Genomic DNA, 19,435 nt, shown 5'->3' on the forward strand with positions numbered 1-19,435 from the left:
TAGGCCGTGTGATCAGCGCTCGCCGAAGGGTGCCCAGAGGGTGGCTTCGGAACCCACAACAGGCTCCACAGCGGGCTGGATGGCAGCAGCGGGTTGGGCGGTTGCGGCTGTGTTGGCGCTGGCGATATCGCGCTCGGCCAAGGGAGCCCAGAGAGCGGCAGGACCGGCGATCACCGGCTCGACGCCAGTAGCGCCGGCCTGAATGGAGGCCGTCTGGCTGCGCACCAGTTGCACGGCAAGGGAACCAACGATGAAGGCACCCAGGAAGCCGGCGGCCAGGGTGATGGGGCTGCGGCCGGAAGCGGACGAGATGCTGCTGGTCACGGCAGGAACTCTTTGAAAAGAGCTTCAGTATGGAAAGAATTGGTGTGAACGACTACTAAACGCGCTGAATTGTGTAGCGGAATTAACAGTTTTTATGGGATCAAAGCCCTGCATGGGCTGCTGTTGGAGTGCTTCAGCTGTGACCCATCCATGGGACATTCCCAGCAACATTCCAAGGGAGAGGGCGAAGCGCACAGACCAACATTTGTATCGAGGTAAACATCTCTGTTTTCATGGTCTTTCGTTGTCATCATTGACACCGATCAAGGCTTTGGTTGATGTCCAGCCGTCGTCATTCCGCCAGCCATTGCTTTGCCTTTGAGCAGGATTTCATCGGTAACTGGCGCTGCATCCCCCTGTGTGTGCGACGCAAATTGGATCTCTGTGGGGTGAAGTTAAAGCTCAACCACTGGCTTCAACTCTCCCAGGAGCAACGTCAAGCCTTGGTGGATTGGCCGGATGCAGCTGATGCTCTCGAGCAGCTTCGCCAACACCTGCGCGATTGCACGCGCCCCATGGCCGATGGCATGGCCAAGGATCTGCCACCGGTGAGCGGTGCGCTCTGGCAACAGCAGGCGGAGCTGCCCGCTGTGGTGCAGGAGGCCGCCACAGCGCGGGGTGTGGTGCTGACCCTGGAGCAATGGATCCAGCTCAGTGAGCTGGATCGCTTTGCGTTGTGCAAGTTGGCCCGGCCGGGGCACGATCACCACAACCTCGAAGCAGCCTTCAGCGAAGTGCTGGTGTGAGCAGCCGGCGCAGGGCCTCCAGCCTTCCTTTCTGCTGTTCAACGGGCTTCACCACTGAGACGGCCGGAGCCACGATCACCGCGCAGGCTTTGAGTTCCGGTTGCTTTGATACTGGGCAGGCCTCGTCATGCATCAGGGTGTTCGCTTCGCAGGCCTTCTCCTGGGTGAATCCCCAGTGCATCGGCAGGAAGACCGAACCACGCCGAATGCGATCGGTGACCTTCACGGTGGCGGTGAGGTGGCCGCGGCGTGAGCTGATTGCCGCCAGTTCGCCGTTGCGCAGTTTCAACTCCTGAGCATCACCGGGGTGTATCTCCAGCAGTGGCTCGGGATGCTGTTTCATCAGCCGCTCCACCTTGCCGGTGCGGGTCATCGTGTGCCATTGGCCCAGGTAGCGGCCCACCGTCAGCACCAGCGGATAGGTCTCGCAGGGAGGTTCCGCCAGTCCGAGTGGTTGATCGGCGCTGAAGCGGGCGCGTTTGTTGGGGGTGGCGAACTGATGGTTTTCGTAGAGGCGTTTGGCTGCTGTGGTGGGTGTGCTGCCGCTGGGATAGGGCCATTGCTGCGGTCCTTCGCCTTCCAGCAGCCCATGGCTCAGGCCGCTCACATCGCAAAGCCTGCCTCGGGTGAGAGCTGTGAATTCGGCGTACACCTCAGCCGCTGAATCGAAGCTGAACTGCTCGGTGTAGCCCAGGCGGCGGCCCACGTCGGCAAACACCTCCCAGTCGGGACGGCTCTCGCCGAAGCGGCGTCGATAGGCCGGGCAGTAGGTCACCCGCCGTTCGGAATTGGTCATGGCGCCTGCTTTTTCGCTCCACTGGGCTGCGGGCAAAAGCAGGTGGGCGTAGTGGGACGTTTCCGAGTCGGCGTAGGCCTCGCTCACCACCACCAGCGGGCACTTGTTCATGGCTGACTTCACCCGGTCGAGATCCGGGAGGCTGACCAGGGGGTTGGTGGCTGCCACCCACCACAGATCCAGCGCTCCCTGTTCCATGGCTTCGATCTGTTGCCAGGCCGCCAATCCGGGATTGGCGTTGATCCGTCCTGCCGGCAGCTGCCAGGCCTGTTCCACCTCGGCGCGGTGCTCCGCGTTGGTCACCAGGCGGTAGCCCGGCAGGAGGTGGGCCAAGCCTCCGGCCTCGCGTCCGCCCATGGCATTGGGTTGGCCGGTGAGGGAAAACGGGCCTGCTCCTTCCTTGCCGATCTGGCCGGTGAGCAGATGCAGGTTGATCAACCCTTGCACCACGGCCGTTCCTTCACGGCGTTGGTTCACCCCCATCGACCAAAGGCTGAGCACCTTCTCGCGCCGGTGGAATAGAGCTGCCACTTCCCGCAGGCGTTTTTCGGGGATGTTGCAGAACAGAGCCACCCGCCTTGGAGTCCAGCGGGCGGCGACGTCAAAAAAGGCGTCGTAATTCTCGGTGTGATCGTCGATGAAGGCCGGCTCCTGGCCGTTTTCTCGCAGTACGAGGTGGGCGATGCCGTGCAGCAGGGCCAGGTCGCTTCCCGGTGCAATCGGCAGGTGGATATCGGCGGCTTTAGCGGTATCAGTGCGGCGTGGATCCACCACCACAATCTTGACGCTGCCGGGGTTTTTGCGTTTTCGCTTCAGCAGCCGCTGGAACAGCACCGGGTGGCATTCCGCCGTATTGGTGCCGATCAGAAACGCCACCGTGCAGTGGTCGAGGTCCTCATAGCTGCAGGGGGGACCATCGGAGCCCAGGCTGCGGGTGTAGCCCGCCACCGCTGAGCTCATGCACAGCCTCGAGTTGGCGTCGAAATTGTTGGTGCCCAGGGCGCCTTTCAGCAGTTTCTGGGCCAGGTAGTAATCCTCGGTGTGGAACTGACCGGAGCCATACATGGCAATGCCATCGGCGTTGCCGCGCCGGGCCACGCTCGCCTGGATCTGACCGGTGATTTTGTTGAGGGCGTCGTCCCAGCTGATCGGCGTGAAGTCGTCCTCGAGGGTCTGGCGGAACAGGGGTTGGCGCAGGCGGCCTGGGGCCAGGGTTTCGCCGACGGTGGCGCCCTTGATGCAGACCTGGCCAAGGCTGGAGGGGTGCTCGCGGTCGCCGCGGGCGGTCCACATTGGATTGCCCTCAGCATCCCGCTTTACGGCCTCACCCTTCACGGCAGGAGGCAAGAGCTCGAGGCCACAACCCACGCCGCAGTAGGGGCACTGGCTCCGCACGCTGCGGGGTGAGTTGGCCATGCAAGAACCAAAAAAAGAACAAAACCCGGAGCCGAAGCTCCGGGTCGTTGTGCAGCGACAGGGTGCTGCGGAGGGAGATGGATCAGGCGGTTTCGCCTTCGTGCAGATCTGCAAAGGACCCCTTGGGCTCCTTCAGGAAGAAGAAGCAGAAGAAGGCAACGATCAGACCAGCCACGCCCAGGATCTGGAAGAAGGCACTGTTGGAAGCCGCGATCACCTCGGGGGTGGGTTCGCCGCCGCCGCCCATCCACATCGGCAGGAGGCTGAAGATGGTCAGGTAAGTCACAGCGCCAACGTTGCCGTAGGCACCCACCAGGCCGGCCACCTGACCGGTGACGCGACGTTTGACCAGGGGCACCAGCGCGAAGGTGGCGCCTTCACCGGACTGCACGAAGAAGGAGGCGAGCATGGTGATCACCACGGCAACGGCAATGCCGGTGGTGCCGGTGAAGGTGCCCGGCTTGATCATGCTCATCACCAGGTAGCCCACGCCGAGACCGGCCGTGAGGAAGCCCATGGTGTTCTTGCGGCTGCCGACGCGGTCGGAGATCAGACCACCGGCAGGGCGGGCGACCAGGTTCACAAAAGCGAAGCAGGACGCCAGGATTCCGGCGGTGGCCTTCGGCAGGTCGAAGGTGGTTTCAAAGAAGGTGGGAAGCATCGAAACCACGGCCAGTTCGGAGCCGAAGTTCACGATGTAGGTGAGCTCGAGGATCGCCACCTGGCGGAACTCGTAGCGGTCTTCCTTGGGGTAGACCTTGTTGCCCAGGATCAGGTCGCGGTTGGTGCGGATGATTCCCCAGGTTTGGAAGGCAAACCAGACGGCGACGGCACCGAGGGCCAGGGGATAGGTGGCAGCGGTGAGGAAGCCAACCTTGGAGAGGCGCCAGCAGAGCACGCAGAGAATGGCTGCGAAGGGCACGTTCATGCCCAGCAGACCCCAGAAGTCGCGCATGGAGGTGACTTCCAGACCTGCGGTCTTGGCAGGGCGCTGATACGTCTTGCCGGGGGGGGTGTCGGTGACGTTGAAGAAGTAGAAGAAGCCGTAGGCAGCGGAGACGATGCCGGTCAGAGCGATGGCACCGCGCCAGTTCAGTACGGCGCCGGTGGGCAGTTCGAAGCCACCTGAGAAGGAGAGGAAGCCAGCGAGGGCCACCATGGTGAGGGCTGAGAAGGCGGAGCCGAAGTTGCCCCAGCCGCCGTAGATGCCTTCAGCCAGGCCGATTTCCTTGGGCGGGAACCACTCGGCCACCATGCGGATGCCGATCACGAAGCCGGCGCCAACGATGGAGAGCAGCAGACGGGCCACCACCAGCTGGTTGAAGTCCTGAGCGGAGGCAAACAGCAGGCAGGGAATCGCCGAGAACACCAGAATCGAGGAGTAGGTGATCCGGGGTCCGAATTTGTCCAGCAGCATGCCGATCAGCACGCGCGCCGGAATGGTGAGGGCCACGTTGCAGATGGCCACGGTGCGGATCTGACCAACGGTCAGTCCCAGGTCCGCTTTCACGGTGGTGGCCAGAGGGGCCAGGTTGAACCAGACCACGAAGGTCAGGAAGAAGGCGATCCAGGTCAGGTGAAGGGTTCGGTACCTGCCCTGGAACGACCAAAGGTCGCCAAGCATTGAGGAGAAGAAAAGGAACCTCGGGCTTCAAAAGGAAAGGTGCCCGGGGATGGCAAAACGGTCGAAAAAAGAATCCGTTTAACCCGCGCAGTTAATCAATTCGTCGGGCCCACGTTTGGTCAGATTGGTTACCAATTTCTGTTTTTCTGTACCGGAGCAAACATCAACGGGGCTGATTGATTGGATCAGATGTTCTTGTGCCGCAATGATTTGGTAGCGGTTATAACTTTTGCGGGCTGTTGGACTTCGCTGGTGCAGATTGTTGGTCGGCGATGTGAACCAAGGCTTGCGCGTTTGTTTGCTCAGTGGCGGAAGCAGCCGTCGCATGGGGCGTGACAAGGCGCTGTTGCCGCATCCCTCTGGCGGTGTCTGGCTCACGGCCCTGGTCGACCAGCTGCTGCCCCTCGGCCATCCGGTGCAGGTGTTGAGTCGCCATGCCGCGCACGCAGAGCTGCTGTCCCACCGGCCCGGATGTTCCGTGCTGCTGGAGCTCCCTCCCTGGAATGGCCCCTTGCAGGCGTTGGCCAAGGTGCTGTCTCCGATGCCCGGCGAGGCCTTGCTGGTGCTGCCGGTGGACATGCCGCTTTTGCGCACCGCCGTTGTCCAGCAGCTGATCGCAGCCTGGAGTCGTGCCCCGGAGCAAGCAGCGGTGGCCCATGACGGGCAGCGGCTGCAGCCCTTGCTGGCGGTGATCCCCTCAGGTTCTCCCTTCCGCTCCTGCCTCGATCAGCAACTCCAACGCGGAGAGTTGCGCTGGATGGACTGGTTGACCCGCGTTCCCCATCAGACGGTGCGCTTGCCTGCAGAAGCTTTGTTGAATGCCAACTGCCCTGCAGATCTGGCAGCGTTGGAGGAATGAGCACTCCGCTGCCGCTCGTAGATCGTTTCAACCGGCCCATCGGGGTGCTGCGGCTGTCGCTCACGGCCCGTTGCAATCTCGCCTGTCCGTACTGCTGTCCGGATGTGGAGGAGCCCCCTGGTCTGCTCACGCTTGAGCAGCAGCTGCGCGTCATTCGTGTGGCCGCGCGTCTGGGGGCACAGACACTGCGGCTCACCGGTGGAGAGCCGTTGTTGAGCCGGCGCTTGTTGCCTTTGCTGGAGGCGGTGGCGCAGGCCCGGCGGGATTGTTCGGATCCGATCGCCGGTCTTCAGTCGGTGGCGCTCACCAGCAACGGGGTGCTGTTATCGGAACCGATGGCGCGGGCGTTGCGTGCCGCGGGGCTGGATCGCATCACCATCAGCCTCGATGCAGCGGAAGGGGAGGCAGCGGCGCGCATGGCTGGTCTGCAGGGTGGCGCCGTGGCTGGGGATCGCCTGGTGCGCCAAGTGCAGGACGGCATCGCGGCGGCACGGGTCGCTGGTTTTGACCCCTCCTTCGGTGAGCTCAAGCTCAATGCTGTGATCCAACGGGGGATCAATGACGATCAGCTGCTGCCCTTGGCCGGTTTGGCGCGGCTGCAGGGGATAGAGCTGCGCTTGATCGAATATATGGATGTGGGCAACCGCAACCAGTGGACGCTGGACCAGGTGCTGCCGGCGGCGCAGATGCTGGAGCGTATTCATGCCCGTTGGCCCCTTGAACCTATGGGTCGTCCGCGGGGTGGGACGGCCCGACGTTGGAGCTATGGCGATGGCGCAGGATCCATCGGTGTGATCGCCTCCATCAGTGAGCCGTTCTGCGGCGATTGCAACAGGTTGCGTGTCACCGCCGATGGGCAGGCGTTCACCTGTTTGTTCTCGGCTGATGGCACGGATCTCAAGCCCGCGCTCGCGTCGGAGCTTCAGCTTGAGCAGGCCATGCGGCAGCTCTGGCAGCGGCGCCAAGACCGCTACAGCGAGGAGCGTGATCCAGCCGCCGCTGCGTCAACCCATGCGGAAATGGCGTACCTGGGGGGCTGAACCGTCGTGATCGTCACCGTTTTTGCGTGATGCTCCCGGTACAACGGGGCAGCTGAAGGATCCAAAAGGATCCATCGACATGTTTGAACTGCTGGCTTACGAGCGCTTTCGCGACACCCCGTCGGTTCGTTTTTTCGACGTCACCGTGGACACCTCGAATGCGCGCGACCTGGTGATTCACAGCGGCCCGGCGGTGTCGCCCCCCAATGATCCTGAGAGCGGAGCCTGGCAGTTTTATTTGCATCCCCATCAGGAAGACAATCTGCTTGCGGCCAGTGGCGGCAGAACCTTCTTCTTGGTGAATCTGGCATGGGAAAAGCCATTCCACATCGTTCGGCTCGAGAGCGGTGGTGACATCCTTCGTATCCCCCCCGGCACCTTCCACCGCTCGATCTCCGATCCCGATGGTTCCGTCGTTTTGAACCAGGCGGTTCGTGAGGAAGGCGCTTCTCTGGTGCAGGAATTTCGCGTCTACAACAGCGCTGAGATTCCGGCCTTGATGGCAGCCACCCTGAGCTCGGCTCCGAAGCCCCAGTTGCATGGGGTGGAACCTCTGCTTCAGGCGGCCTGAACCAGGTTGCGTGAGGGGGGTTTCGTTCCGGATTTTTCTTCATTGATCTGAATTTGCCAATTCAGTTCACTGCTTGTTCCAAGGGGACCACTGAAGCTGCCGCTCACGGCTGCGGTGAGTTCCGGCTTGGATGAGGTGGCAAGCACCACATAGCGATCGTTGACTTCCATCCCGGCACTGGGGTCAAAGCCGCGCCATCCCGCTCCGGGCAGGTAGACCTCCGCCCAGGCATGCAGGTCGTAGTCCTTCGGTGGAGGTTGCTGCAGTTGATAGCCGCTCACGAAGCGGGCGGGAAGACCCACCACGCGGCAGCAGGCCACCATCAGCATCGCCAGATCACGGCAGGAGCCGATCCGCTCGCGCAGGGTTCGGCCCGCGGGCCAGGCCGGCCCCACATGGCGTTGGGTGTATTTCACCCGCTCTTGAATCAGTTCAATCAGTTGCTTCAGAAAGGCCAGGGTCTGCTGGTTGCTGCCCATCAGGGCTTCTTGAGTTAGATCGATGGCTGCAGGTTCGTGCTGGCCATTGGGTAACCAGCCTTCTAAGGCCCCCTGCAGATCGCTGTTGAGCTGGCCTTGCGGGTATGGCAAGGGTGGTTCGAGTCCGTTGAAGCAGCTCTCTAGCGGAGGTGCCGGTCGGGTCTCTACCAAGCTGCGAGCCTCAAAGACGAGTTCATCGGTACTGCCGAGAAAACGGAGCCGTTGGATTTCGTCGCCGCTGGCGGCCACTAGTTCCCGACATTGTTCCGGTTCAGGCAGCACGCTGAGTTGATGCTCCAGCAGGGTCTGGAACCCCTGCCCGCGAGGCCTCAGGCAGAGGCGGTGCTCCCCCAGGACAACCGCGGCGTCATACCGATACGTCAGGCGGTGAACGATGAGAGCGCGCATGCGGGATCGGTGGGGATGGAACGGAGGTCGGCGCTGGTGAAGTAGCGGGTCTGGATCAGGCTGTGGAGTTGGTTGAGGTCCTGCTGAAGTTGGTCAATGGCTTCATGCAGACCGGCTTCGATCAGGTTGTCGATCCGCACGTAGCTCCAGCGGGCCAGGAGCTGTCCGCGCAAGCAGTCGAGGTCATCCGGCGTGTCTTGGCTCGGGTGCTGCTGGATCTGTTGCAAGGTGTTGCTGATGCCCTGGAGGCAATACCGAACCGAACGAGGAAAGCTCGGATCCAGCAGCAAAAAGCGGGCCACGGACGCCGGGCTGATGGCTTGCTGCACGCTCTGGCGGTACATCTGATAGGCGCCTGCTGTGCGCAGCAGGGTGATCCACTGCAGTTCATCCAGCACGCCGCCCACCTCCTCGGGGGAGGGCAGCAGTAGGAAGTATTTGACGTCGAGGATGCGCGACGTTTTGTCGGCGCGTTCGATCAAACGTCCCAGCTGACTGAACAGCCAGCTCAGATCACGGCTCAGGGTGGTGTCGGTGATCCCGTAAACGAGCTGGCAGCCACGCCGAATGATCCGCAGTTGCTCCTGCACCTGTTCCCGCCAGATGTCTTCGTCGTCCTGCAGGCTCCAGTGCAGATCATTGATCTGCTCCCACATCTCCGTGGTGATCACATCCCTGATCTGCCGCGCGTTTTCCCGGGCCATCGCAATGCAACTCACGATGCTGTTGGGATTGCTGCGGTCCAGCAGCAGGAAGCGCACCACCTGTTTGGGCGTCGCATCGGGATAGGTCGTATCGAAGCGGTGGCGATCCCCCGTTACCTCCACCAGCGGCAGCCACGGTTCGGCGCTGCCCGGAGGACAGTCCAGCGCCATCGCTTCACTGACTTCCAGAAAGCGCGAGATGTTTTCGGCGCGTTCCAGATAGCGGTTGATCCAATACAGCGAATCAGCAACACGGCTCAACACGGCACAGCCTCCTGGGGCTGCGGTGCTGCTATTCGTTGGTCGTCGACGATCCAGGTGTCCTTGCAGCCGCCCCCCTGGGACGAATTCACCACCAGCGAGCCGCGCTTCAGGGCCACCCGCGTCAGCCCCCCTGGGCTCACCCAGTTGCTTGCGCCGCGCAGCACATAGGGGCGCAGATCCACGTGGCAGGGGTAGAGCTCACCGTCACTGAGGGATGGCACGGTGGAGAGCTGCAGTGTGGGCTGCGCGATGAAGTTGCGGGGATTCGCACGGATCTTCGTGTCGAAGTCCGCCAGCTCCGATCGGCTGGCCTGGGGGCCGATCAGCATTCCGTAACCTCCGGCTTCCGCCACCGACTTCACCACCAGCTGCTCGAGGTGTTCAAGCACATAGCGCTGGTCGTCCGGCCGGGCACAGAGATAGGTGGGAACGTTCTCGATGATCGGATCCTCATCGAGGTAGTAGCGGATCATCGCCGGCACGTGGGCGTAGATCAGCTTGTCGTCGGCGACGCCGGTGCCAGGGGCATTGGCGATGGCGACCCGTCCTTGCCGCAGCACGTCGATTAGGCCCGGAACCCCCAGCATTGAGTCCTGGCGGAACACGGTGGGATCGAGAAAATCGTCGTCGATGCGGCGGTAGATCACATCCACGGGCTTGAGGCCGTTGGTGCTGCGCATCCACACCCGGCCGTCTTCGCACACCAGGTCGCGTCCCTCAATCAGTGCAATGCCCATCTGCTGGGCCAGATAGCTGTGCTCGAAATAGGCGCTGTTGAACACCCCGGGCGTCAGGATTGCTACGCGGGGACTATCACTCCAGGGCGCCAGGTCCTGAAGGGTGCGCAGCAGATGGGAGGGATAGGCGTCGATCGGTTGAACGGCACGGCCCTCGAACAGGCCAGGGAACAACCGTTTCATTACCCGACGATTCTCGAGGAAATAGGCCACCCCCGACGGACAGCGCAGGTTGTCTTCCAGGACACGCCAGGTGCCATTACCGTCGCGGATCAGGTCGAGTCCGGAGATGTGGCACCAGCGGTTGAGGGGCAGGCTGATGCCCTGCATCTGAGGTCGCCAGCCGGAGGAACTTTCCACGTCTTCCCGCGGGATCACACCGTCGTTGAGGATCTGCTGGGGGCCGTAGATGTCGGCGAGGAAGCAGTCGATGGCTTCCAGGCGTTGCAGCAGTCCCCGCTCCAGGTTGATCCAGTCGCTGCGGCCGATCAGTCGGGGCAAGGGATCGAAAGGAAGAATCCGTTCACTGCCCTTGAGGCCAGAATCGTTCAGGCGGAAGGTGGCACCGAGGCGACGCAGCAGCTGGCTGGCGGAGGCATGGCTTCGGTTCAGTTCGGGCAACCCCATCTGCCCCAGCGATGCAAGCAGCGTGGCCAGATCTTCGCGAGGCCTCGCCGTTTCACTGCAGAAATATTCGTCGAAGCCGACCGTGGGTTTGTAGTCGGTGAACATTTCGATGGTCTGGACGCAAGTCATCCAAGGCGTCGCCCCAACCCCCTTCGGGTTGTAGTTGCTACACATTCCGCAATTTCCGGCGACAGGGCGCTGATCGCTTGATGTTTGGGTATCCGTAGGCACCTGTATGGAGGGCACAGGGTTAGGCCTGAGAACCTCTTTTGCTTATCTGTTTCTGGAGTTCAAACGGTCTTCGTCTTGGATGAACTGCTCTGGGCCCGACTGATCTTTGCCCTTGGTGCCGTTGTGACTGCGGCGACGGTGGTGATGATTCTGCGCGGACATCTCTATTGGAACCGCAGGGGATCGACGGATGTCCGCTGACTCGGTTCCCTTCCTCCAGCCCGGAATCGCCTGGGCGCTGGTGGTGCTGTTCTCTGTTTTCTGGGTGGCGCTCGGGATTGCCTGGGGACGGCGCGGTCAAGGCAATGCCGATGACTACATGCTGGCGGGGCGCAACATCGGGCTGGCCCTGAGCACGGCCACGTTGATGGCCTCATGGGTGACCGGTAACACCACCCTGCTCGCCCCTGAATTCGGCTACAAAACCGGGCTTTGGGGCATGTTCAGCTATGCCCTGGCCGGGCTTGGCCTGATCCTGTTCGCCCCCCTGGCCTCGCGGATCAAGCAGCTGATGCCCAACGGGCGCACCAGCGGCGACTTCATTCGCCTGCGCTACGGGCGTCTGGCTTGGTGGGTGTTCATGGTGATCACCGCGATCTACACCTTGGGCTTTCTGATGACCCAGGCGATGGGTGCTGGCCTGCTGCTGCAGGCCCTTTCAGGTTTCGATTACCACGTGGGGATGGTGGTGGTGATTGGTGTCGCCACCGTCTACACCCTGTTTGGCGGAATGCGGGCCGTGATCGGCACCGATTTCATTCAGTCGCTGTTGATCATGGTGTTGCTGGCGGTGGTGGCGGTGCTCGCCTTCCGACAATTCCCGATGCCTGAGGTGCATGCCTCCTTGCTGGCCCGGCATCCCGATCGGCTTGATCTGCTGCTGCCGGCGGGCTTGTTGATCGCCTGGAATTCCGCCCTCTTTTCAATGGGCGAGGTGTTTCACAACAACATCTGGTGGTCAAGGGTCTTCGCCAGCCGGCGTTCGGTGGTGATGACCTCCTTTGTGTTGGGGGGGGTCGCCTGGATGAGTGTGCCGATGGTGACGGGCTCCATTGGCCTGGTGGCCCTGGCACGTGAGTTGCCTCTCGAGCAGGTGAACATGGTGTTCCCCGTGATGGCAGCCGATCTGCTCGGGGCCGGCGGCGCGGCTCTCGTGTTTGTGGTGGTGTTTGCTTCGCTCACCTCCACCCTGGACTCGCTGCTGGCGTCCACCGCCGATCTGTTGGCGGAGGATGTGTACTTCCGCCTGTTGCGGCCCCAGGCCAGTGACTTGCAGCTCAAGCAGGCGGCGCGGCTGATGGTGGTGGGCTTGGCGGTTGTCACCCTGGCGCTGTCCTGGCCGCGGCTGGATTCGCTGGCGTCGGTGCTGTTCTTCACCGGTGCACTGGTGGCCTCCACGGTCTGGCCTGTGGCCTGCGGCCTGTACTGGCGCACGGCCAATCGCAGGGCTGCCATTGCGGCCATGCTCGCCGGCAGCGTTGTTGGCCTGCTCGCTTATGTGCTGATAGCGCCCTACTGCGCCGCTGTGTTTTCGGCGGCCGTGTCAGCAGTCGTGATGCTGATCGGCAGTCGCACTTGGCCGGAACGGTTTGACTTCACTTTGTTGCAGGAGGAGGGATGATTCAAAGTCTTCCTTTGACGGCCAGCGTTGTTGGCCTGTCTGGCTTTCAGTTTCTTCTGGTGGTCAGTCAGCTCGCTTTGGTGCTGTCTGTGCTCGTGTTGCTGCTGATTTGGTGGGTTGAGTGGAGGAATGGTCGAGTGTGGTGACGGCTGCAGTTGTTAGTAACGGTCTGAACATTTTTTCCGGATCTTTGCTTAAGAAGCTGTTTCTTCGTGGACGCAGGAGTGTGGTTGTTGTTACCGGTAAAAGATGTAGTTCCTGGCTTTAGCACTCGGTTTGGCAAACAGAGTGTTGATCCGATCCCGCTATGGCACAGGCCAATTCAGCAGTCGTGGACGCGACGTCGGTACAGATTCGGTTTCAGCCGATGGGTCCCGATGTCTACGGGCAGAACCAACCCCAGGAGCTGCTGGCCGCGATTGTCGAGGACGGAGAGCCGTTGCTGGATCTGGTGAATCAGCATGTGGTGTCGATCCAACCGTTTCGACCTGAGGCCTTGTTGCAGGTGTTCCGCTTGGCGGCGAAGTTCGAGAGCAATCCAGATCGGTATTGCCGCCACAACACGCCGCTGACGGGAAAGATTCTGATCAACGCGTTCTACGAGCCGAGCACCCGCACCCGCCTGTCATTTGACAGTGCTTGGCATCGTCTTGGCGGCAGTTCGATCAACATCACCGACAGGGCTACCACGGGGATTGCTAAGGGCGAGTCCCTTGAAGATGTCGCCCACATGTTCAACAACTACGGCGATTGCGTGGTGCTACGGGACAGCGATCCCGGTGCTGTTTATGCGATGACGTCAACCCTGCGGATTCCCATCATCAATGCGGGCAACGGCATTGATGAACATCCGACGCAGGCGATGGCGGATCTGTACACGATCTTCAAGTGGCGGCCCAAGCTCGCTGAAGTTGAGGTGGCTCCGGCTGATCGCATCCGCATTGGAATCGTCGGAATTCCGTCGCGGATGCGAACGGTACGCTCACTGCTGAGGATCCTGGCCAAATTCCCGCAGACCGTGGATGAGGTGGTGGTGATTCACGCCCCCGGACTGGAGCCGGATCAGCCGCTATTCGACCCAGGGCAGTTGGAGGAGCTCGAAGCTTGTGGAATGAAGGTGCGCTGCAGCACCGATCTGCAGGCTGAAGTGCCCGATCTCGATGTCGTTTACATCAATGCCATCGCCTGGGTGGGCGACTCTTATGAAGTGCATGGCGGCGGATTTCGCCTCACCCGCGACATGCCGTTCAAGCCGGAAGCGATCGTGCTTCACCCCTTGGCGCGGGGAGCGGAACTGAGCACCTGCTTGGATGACACGCCCCACAACTGGTACTTCAGCCAGGCCAGGGGTGCCGTGTTCCTGCGGATGGCGCTGCTCACCTGCATGGTGAACCGGGCCGAACGCGTGATGGATGTGATCTGAGGCGGGCTGATGTGTGGAATCGGAGGTGTTTTCAACGCAGACCGTCATCAGACGGTGGACCGCCAGCTGCTGGTCAACATGGCGGCGATTCAGGCCCATCGCGGGCCCGACGGCTTCGGCGTCGAGGTGCTTGATCAGGCCGGGGTCGGCTTCTGCCATGCCCGCCTTTCGATCATTGATTTGAACGAGTCACGGGCCCGGCAGCCCTTCCTCACCGATGACGGTGAGGTGCTGATGGCGCACAACGGTGAGTTCTACGACTTTCAGCGCATCAGGGCGGACCTCACCGCCCAAGGGGTGCGATTTAGCAGCAAGAGCGATTCCGAGATCCTGCTCCGGCTCTACCAGCGCCAGGGATTGGAGGCGACTCTGCCCTTGTTGCGCGGTGAGTTCGCCTTCGCCTTGTTTGATCGAGCCGAAGACTGCCTTTACCTGGTGCGGGATCGCTTCGGCATCAAACCGCAGTACTGGGCGATGACGCCCGAGGGTCTGGTGTTCGGTTCCGAGTTGAAGGTGCTCTTCGCCCATCCGGCGGTGGAGCGACGCTTTACCTCGGAGGGCCTCTTTCACCAGTTGATGCAGACCATGGTTCCCGGCACCACGGCTTTTGCTGGGGTGCACCAGGTGAAGCCCGGCCATGTGCTGAAGGTGCAACGGGTGAGTGGGCGGCTGGAGGTGTCGGAGTCGACCTACTGGGATGTCGACTTTCCGCGTAAAGACGAGCGGGACTCCAACCGAACTGAGGCCGAGCACATCGCTGCCGTGCGTGCGGCGTTGCTGGAGGCCGTTGAGCTGCGCATGGTGGCCGACGTGCCCGTGGGTTGTTACCTCTCCGGCGGCATCGACAGCTGTTCGATCCTCGGCTTGGCGTCAGCCGTCAGCCAGGCGCCGGTGAAGGCGTTCACGATCGGATTTGATGACGCCCGTTACGACGAGTCGCCGATCGCCCGGGAGATGGCCGAGGCCACGGGTGCTGAGCAGGATCTGATGCGTCTTTCGGGCCAGGAGCTCTATGGCCATATGGAACGCACCATCTGGCATGCCGAGCGAACGATCTACAACACCTTGGCGGTGGCGAAGTTCTTGATGAGCCGCCATGTCAACGACGTGGACTACAAAGTTGTGATGACCGGTGAAGGCTCAGATGAGCTGTTCGGCGGCTATCCCGCCTTTCGCCGCGACATGTTCCTCCACGGTCTTGATGACCTGCCGCAGCAGGAGCGCGCCAGCTGGGAAAGCTTGCTGCAGCAGTCCAATGCCTTGGTGAAGGGGGCGATGTTGGCTGAAAATCAGGTGGATGACCCCGATCTCGACGCTGTGGTCGGCTTCACCCCTAGTTGTCTGCAGCCGTGGCTGGCCTGCGCGCCCTTGGTGCCGGAGCTTTTGTCGGAGTCCCACGCTGCAGCCCTGAAGGGTTACTCCCCGGGCAAGGCGATTGCCGAGCAACTGGATGCGGATCAACTGGACGGGCGCCATGCCCTGGACAAGGCTCAGTACGTCTGGATCAAGACCATGCTGGAGGGCCAGATTCTCACCTGGGGTGGCGACCGGGTCGACATGGCCAATTCCATGGAGGCGCGACCGGCCTTCCTGGATCACCATCTGGCCGCGGTTGCGGTGCAGGTGCCGCCCGAACTTCGGATCAAGGGAAAAACCGAGAAATACGTGCTGCGGGAGGCCATGGCGGGCCTGTTGCCGGATGTGTTGTACCGGCGTGAGAAGTTCGCCTTCATGGCGCCGCCAGCTCATACGGAGCCTGAGAAGTGGGAGCAGATGAAGCAGCTCGCCGATGATTACCTCAGTGATGAGGCGATCGATGCCGCTGGTTTGTTGAGCAAGGCCGGCGTTCGCGCCTTGTTTGCGCGTCACGAGGACCCGGCCACCACCGATGCAGAGCGTGTGCAGATGGATGCGGTGATCAACCACCTGCTGGGTGTGCAGATGCTGCACCGCATGTTTGTAGCCGAAGACGTGCCCGCGTTGGCCCGCCGGGAGGCGGACCGACTGGGCTGGCGGGTGCTGATGCCCGTTTGAATTCTTTGGTCAGGATTAAATCGTTGCGCTAGCTACAAGGTTCCACGGGTTTTCGGGTGAGTATTGACCTCCGTTTGAAATGAAGGTCACGGCATTGCCCACGCTCATCTCGGCTTCTCCGACCACCCCTACCGGGATCGAGCCAAGCAAAGTTGTCGCACGTCCGAACCGTGACCGGCTGATCGGAACGATTGAACAGTTGGCCAGCATTGGCGCCAAGCCCGATGGCAGCGTCTGTCGACGTGGGTTTTCGCCTGAGGATGTGCAGGGTCGTGAGTTGCTGGCCCACTGGATGAAGCAGCTCGGCATGCAGGTGCGTGTTGATGCCGCTGGCAACTTGATCGGACGCCTGGAAGGCCTCGATCCCCACCGTCCTGCCTTGGTGACCGGGTCGCACCTCGACACGGTTCCCACCGGTGGACGCTTTGACGGTGCTCTGGGGGTGTTGGCCGGCCTGGAAGCTTGCCGCGCGCTTCAAGACCAGAGCATCCGCCTGCGGCATGGCATCGAGTTGATCGCCTTTGCCGACGAGGAGTCGACGATGGTGGGTTGCAAGGGTTTGACGGGGACGGCATCCGATGCCCCGGAGAGTTATGCCACTAGCAATGGCCAGCCGATTCAGGACAACCTGGCGCGCATCGGCGGGCATTGGCCGTCTTTGGCTTCGGCCCGACGCTCAGATGAGGCCTATGCCGCCTTCTTGGAATTGCATGTTGAGCAGGGCGGTGTTCTCGAGCAACGCGGTGATGCCATTGGTGTTGTGGAGGGTGTTGTCGGTCAGCGTCGGTTCAGCATCAAGGTGCAGGGTCAGGCCAACCACGCCGGCACGACACCGATGGGGCTGCGACAGGACGCCCTCGTGGCGGCCTCGCGTCTTGTTCTTGCCGTCGAGGCCATGGCCGCCCGTCATCCCGGAGATCCGGTGGCGACCGTGGGTCGACTGGAGGTTTGGCCCAATGCCGCCAACGTTGTTCCTGGCGCTGTCGCCCTGACGGTTGACCTGAGGGATGTGGATCCGACCGTTCTTGATCAGTTGGTGGAGGAGTTGATGCAGCAGGTGGAACGCATCGGTGCTGAAACGGGCTGTCCGATTGCGGTGGATCCTCAGTTCAGCGTTGATCCCACCCCTGCTGATGCTTTGGTGATGGCCACGATCACTGAGGCCGCAGCCGATCTCGGCCTGTCCCACAGCCATCTCCCCAGCCGAGCCAGCCACGATGCCCAGGAGGTCGGCCGTCGCTGGCCGATGGGCATGATTTTTGTGCCCAGCCGGGGTGGCTTGAGTCATTCCGCTGCAGAGTTCACCAGCGATGAGCAGTGCTGGGCGGGCACTGCGGTCCTGCTGGAAACGTTGCTGCGGCTCGACCGTCAGCTGCCGTGACCTTTTCGATCCTGGCCAGGGACCCCAGCAACGGTCGCTTTGGTGTGGCTGTGGCTACCTGTCATCTGGCCGTTGGATCCACCGTGCCCCACATCCGCGCAGGGGTTGGTGCTGTCGCTACCCAGGCCCACACCAATCCCTATCTGGGGATTTGTGGTTTGGAGCGCCTAGAGCAGAGTTCGGATGCTGAGAGCGTTCTGGCCAGCCTGCTTGCCGATGATCAGCACCGTGACAGGCGTCAGTTTCACCTGATTGACCTGGACGGTCGCACGGCCTGTTGGACGGGGCAGGATTGCGGCCCTTGGGCAGGGCATCGCCATCAGCGTGACCTGTCCGTTGCTGGCAATTGCTTGGTGGATGAGGCCGTGTTGGCGGCGATGGAGCAGGCCTTTCTCACCAGCGACCCCAGCTTGAAACTGGGCCGCCGCCTGATGATGGCTCTTCAAGCCGGGGAAGCGGCTGGCGGTGATCACCGTTCCAATCTCTGTACCTCAGCGGCGGTGCAGGTGAGCGGTGAAGCCGCCTTTCCACTGCTGGATCTGCGCGTTGATTTCCACGAGCGCGCCGTGGAGCAGTTGATGGAGGTGTACGAGCGCAGTCAGGACCTTTGGGCCCAGGAGTGGAGGGATGAACTGTCGGAATTGCCCATGCTCAACCGCTTGGTGGCTTGAGCATTCACATTCGCCAACGCCATTAAAAAAGCCCCGCACACACCGGTGTTGCAGGGCTTTTTTGAATTCAGTGGAATTCAGCTGGGGACGGAAGCTTCCCACTCCACGTTCAGGCCAGCCTGACGGGCGTCAGTGATCAGATCGTCGATGCAATCCATGCCAAAAGCGGCTTGTCCAGACAGCAGGGCATCCCATTCCTGAGCTGGAAAGTGCGTTTGCAGCCAGAACACGCCATGCACGCTGGAGGGGTTTACCTGCACGAGACCGTGGTCGAGGCGAGTAGTGATGAGATCCAACGTCATTGCTGAAGCTGGATCTATTACGCCCCAATCCGTGCAAATGGAATGTTCGAGTTGCTACGGATTGAGAAGTTGCCCTAGCGCGTGTAGCCCACACCGCGGTACACGAGTTGCACCGGAGCCCTATGGCCGTTGATCTGGCGGGCTTGGTACACGTTGCGGCGGTAGACCAGCTGCACTGAAGGCTTGCCCTCAGTTGCGTTGTTTTGCTGGTACTGATGCCCGCGATAAAGAAGGGTGGTCATTGGATGGTCCTCGAAGCAAGCTCAGGTCCCCGTTCCATGGCCTGAGACGAACTGCGCTTCGCGCGATGCGAAGTGAACGATCGGTAGCTGTTGCTACAGAAGTATTGAAGCCCCTGCAAATGCCGAAGTGGTGTTCGGGCGGATACTTGTTCAGAAAAGTTTTCGGTTTTGTTTATTTTTATCCGTAGGAATTAGTGGGCCTGGCTGATGTCAATCAGCTGATCAAGTGCAGCATTGAAGAAGCGTCGGCCTTGTTCCTGGAGCGTGGCGCCAAGCCTGCGCCAGTCCAGGCTCAGGCGATCGGGCCCTTGGGGCCCAAGGGCACTCACCACATAGTCTTGGTCATTGACGATCCAGTGCTGCAGCGCATCACCGTCGACCTCGAGGTGGCATTGCAGGCCAATGGCGTGGGCTCCGATCCGAAACACCTGTTCCGCACAGTGCAGCGAGGAACCCAGCAGCGTTGCATCAGCCGGCAGGTGGATGCGATCGCCATGCCAATGCAGCACCAAGCTGCTGCTTTGTTGCCCCTGCAACAGGGTCTCATCGCTCGGATCCGCGACCCAGTGGATCGCGCCGAGGCCCAATTCCTTCAGATGCTGTGGTGGTGCTCCAACTTGCAGGGGTTTCACGCAGCCCCCTGCAGCAACAGCCAAGAGCTGAGCCCCCAGGCAGATGCCCAGCACCGGCCGGCGCTGCTGGTGCCAAGCCGTCAACCAGTCCAGTTCCTGCCGCAACCAGTCCATGCCCGGTTGGTCGTGATCGTTCACGCTCATCGGTCCCCCCAGCACCAGCGCAATGCTGTTCGCACCCGTCCTGGGGTCCGGCAGGGGGTCGCCCCGGTCGGGCCTCAGGGTCTGGAGGGTCAGGCCCCGTTGCCGCGCCAGTTCTCCCACCAGTGCGGCGTCTTCGTGGTCAACGTGTTGGACCACCAA

The 19,435-nt window shown here is 61.7% G+C and carries 20 protein-coding genes; 10 read left to right on the top strand and 10 right to left on the bottom strand.

Annotation, left to right across the window (positions count from 1 at the left end; translation table 11 throughout):
• Positions 1-12: 12 nt before the first annotated feature.
• A complete protein-coding gene (locus tag Q3Y53_RS02040) occupies positions 13-324 on the bottom strand; it encodes a hypothetical protein (protein ID WP_226424657.1) in 312 nt (103 codons plus the stop codon).
• A gap of 278 nt (positions 325-602) precedes the next feature.
• Here Q3Y53_RS02040 and Q3Y53_RS02045 point away from each other — a divergent pair, with 278 nt between their 5' ends.
• Positions 603-1,070 (top strand): nitrate reductase associated protein, encoded by a 468-nt coding sequence (locus Q3Y53_RS02045; RefSeq protein ID WP_226424656.1) that lies wholly within the window; start codon positions 603-605, stop codon positions 1,068-1,070.
• On the opposite strand, the gene Q3Y53_RS02050 is transcribed toward Q3Y53_RS02045, so the two are convergent.
• The 3 genes from Q3Y53_RS02050 to Q3Y53_RS02060 all read right to left on the bottom strand — a co-directional run bounded on the left by Q3Y53_RS02050 (position 1,051) and on the right by Q3Y53_RS02060 (position 5,233).
• Entirely contained in the window at positions 1,051-3,282 is a 2,232-nt protein-coding gene (locus tag Q3Y53_RS02050; protein ID WP_303532282.1) for a nitrate reductase, read from the bottom strand. The two genes, Q3Y53_RS02045 and Q3Y53_RS02050, sit on opposite strands and share 20 nt — an antisense overlap.
• A gap of 82 nt (positions 3,283-3,364) precedes the next feature.
• A complete protein-coding gene (locus Q3Y53_RS02055) occupies positions 3,365-4,906 on the bottom strand; it encodes a NarK family nitrate/nitrite MFS transporter (protein WP_226424654.1) in 1,542 nt (513 codons plus the stop codon).
• A 78-nt stretch (positions 4,907-4,984) separates the two neighbouring features.
• Positions 4,985-5,233 carry a hypothetical protein gene (locus Q3Y53_RS02060; protein ID WP_303532285.1) on the bottom strand — a complete coding sequence of 83 codons (249 nt, stop codon included), beginning with the start codon at positions 5,231-5,233 and terminating at the stop codon, positions 4,985-4,987.
• On the opposite strand from Q3Y53_RS02060, the gene Q3Y53_RS02065 reads away from it, so the two are divergent.
• The 3 genes from Q3Y53_RS02065 (at position 5,232) to Q3Y53_RS02075 (ending at position 7,376) form a co-directional block, all read left to right on the top strand.
• Positions 5,232-5,765 (top strand): molybdenum cofactor guanylyltransferase, encoded by a 534-nt coding sequence (locus Q3Y53_RS02065; RefSeq protein WP_303532286.1) that lies wholly within the window; start codon positions 5,232-5,234, stop codon positions 5,763-5,765. The two genes, Q3Y53_RS02060 and Q3Y53_RS02065, sit on opposite strands and share 2 nt — an antisense overlap.
• Entirely contained in the window at positions 5,762-6,805 is a 1,044-nt protein-coding gene (locus Q3Y53_RS02070) for a GTP 3',8-cyclase MoaA (RefSeq protein WP_303532289.1), read from the top strand. Before Q3Y53_RS02065 ends, Q3Y53_RS02070 begins: the two co-directional genes overlap by 4 nt.
• A 79-nt stretch (positions 6,806-6,884) precedes the next feature.
• Positions 6,885-7,376 carry a redox protein gene (locus Q3Y53_RS02075; RefSeq protein WP_226401098.1) on the top strand — a complete coding sequence of 164 codons (492 nt, stop codon included), beginning with the start codon at positions 6,885-6,887 and terminating at the stop codon, positions 7,374-7,376.
• On the opposite strand, the gene Q3Y53_RS02080 is transcribed toward Q3Y53_RS02075, so the two are convergent.
• From Q3Y53_RS02080 to Q3Y53_RS02090, 3 genes are read right to left on the bottom strand one after another with little or no spacing between them, the layout of a single operon-like run.
• Positions 7,364-8,263 (bottom strand): transglutaminase family protein, encoded by a 900-nt coding sequence (locus Q3Y53_RS02080; RefSeq protein ID WP_303532293.1) that lies wholly within the window; start codon positions 8,261-8,263, stop codon positions 7,364-7,366. The two genes, Q3Y53_RS02075 and Q3Y53_RS02080, sit on opposite strands and share 13 nt — an antisense overlap.
• The gene (locus Q3Y53_RS02085; RefSeq protein WP_226424651.1) at positions 8,236-9,231 is read right to left on the bottom strand and encodes an alpha-E domain-containing protein; all 996 of its coding nucleotides are present in this window, start codon (positions 9,229-9,231) and stop codon (positions 8,236-8,238) included. Before Q3Y53_RS02085 ends, Q3Y53_RS02080 begins: the two co-directional genes overlap by 28 nt.
• Positions 9,225-10,700, bottom strand: coding sequence for a circularly permuted type 2 ATP-grasp protein (locus Q3Y53_RS02090; RefSeq protein WP_303532753.1), 1,476 nt, complete (start codon positions 10,698-10,700; stop codon positions 9,225-9,227). Before Q3Y53_RS02090 ends, Q3Y53_RS02085 begins: the two co-directional genes overlap by 7 nt.
• 201 nt (positions 10,701-10,901) lie before the next feature.
• Between Q3Y53_RS02090 and Q3Y53_RS02095 the strand changes: the two genes are divergently transcribed.
• The 6 genes from Q3Y53_RS02095 to Q3Y53_RS02120 all read left to right on the top strand — a co-directional run bounded on the left by Q3Y53_RS02095 (position 10,902) and on the right by Q3Y53_RS02120 (position 17,956).
• Entirely contained in the window at positions 10,902-11,027 is a 126-nt protein-coding gene (locus Q3Y53_RS02095) for a hypothetical protein (protein WP_006850406.1), read from the top strand.
• On the top strand, positions 11,017-12,447 hold the full coding sequence (locus Q3Y53_RS02100; RefSeq protein ID WP_226424650.1) for a sodium:solute symporter family protein: 1,431 nt from the start codon (positions 11,017-11,019) through the stop codon (positions 12,445-12,447). Before Q3Y53_RS02095 ends, Q3Y53_RS02100 begins: the two co-directional genes overlap by 11 nt.
• A gap of 307 nt (positions 12,448-12,754) precedes the next feature.
• Complete coding sequence (locus Q3Y53_RS02105; protein ID WP_303532301.1) at positions 12,755-13,870, top strand: aspartate carbamoyltransferase; 1,116 nt, start codon at positions 12,755-12,757, stop codon at positions 13,868-13,870.
• 9 nt (positions 13,871-13,879) lie between these two features.
• The gene (gene asnB / locus Q3Y53_RS02110; RefSeq protein WP_303532303.1) at positions 13,880-15,904 is read left to right on the top strand and encodes an asparagine synthase (glutamine-hydrolyzing); all 2,025 of its coding nucleotides are present in this window, start codon (positions 13,880-13,882) and stop codon (positions 15,902-15,904) included.
• A gap of 79 nt (positions 15,905-15,983) precedes the next feature.
• Positions 15,984-17,285 (top strand): Zn-dependent hydrolase, encoded by a 1,302-nt coding sequence (locus Q3Y53_RS02115; protein ID WP_303532306.1) that lies wholly within the window; start codon positions 15,984-15,986, stop codon positions 17,283-17,285.
• The gene (locus Q3Y53_RS02120; RefSeq protein WP_226424646.1) at positions 17,282-17,956 is read left to right on the top strand and encodes a DUF1028 domain-containing protein; all 675 of its coding nucleotides are present in this window, start codon (positions 17,282-17,284) and stop codon (positions 17,954-17,956) included. Before Q3Y53_RS02115 ends, Q3Y53_RS02120 begins: the two co-directional genes overlap by 4 nt.
• A 77-nt stretch (positions 17,957-18,033) precedes the next feature.
• On the opposite strand, the gene Q3Y53_RS02125 is transcribed toward Q3Y53_RS02120, so the two are convergent.
• From Q3Y53_RS02125 to Q3Y53_RS02135, 3 genes are all read right to left on the bottom strand, one after another.
• Complete coding sequence (locus Q3Y53_RS02125; protein ID WP_368506427.1) at positions 18,034-18,258, bottom strand: hypothetical protein; 225 nt, start codon at positions 18,256-18,258, stop codon at positions 18,034-18,036.
• 74 nt (positions 18,259-18,332) lie between these two features.
• Positions 18,333-18,500 carry a DUF4278 domain-containing protein gene (locus tag Q3Y53_RS02130; protein ID WP_226424645.1) on the bottom strand — a complete coding sequence of 56 codons (168 nt, stop codon included), beginning with the start codon at positions 18,498-18,500 and terminating at the stop codon, positions 18,333-18,335.
• Between the two features lie 191 nt (positions 18,501-18,691).
• The gene (locus Q3Y53_RS02135; protein WP_303532310.1) at positions 18,692-19,432 is read right to left on the bottom strand and encodes a type 1 glutamine amidotransferase; all 741 of its coding nucleotides are present in this window, start codon (positions 19,430-19,432) and stop codon (positions 18,692-18,694) included.
• Between the last annotated feature and the right edge of the window lie 3 nt (positions 19,433-19,435).

Origin of the sequence: Synechococcus sp. YX-04-1, assembly GCF_030546365.1 — a bacterium.
GTDB lineage: Bacteria > Cyanobacteriota > Cyanobacteriia > PCC-6307 > Cyanobiaceae > Parasynechococcus.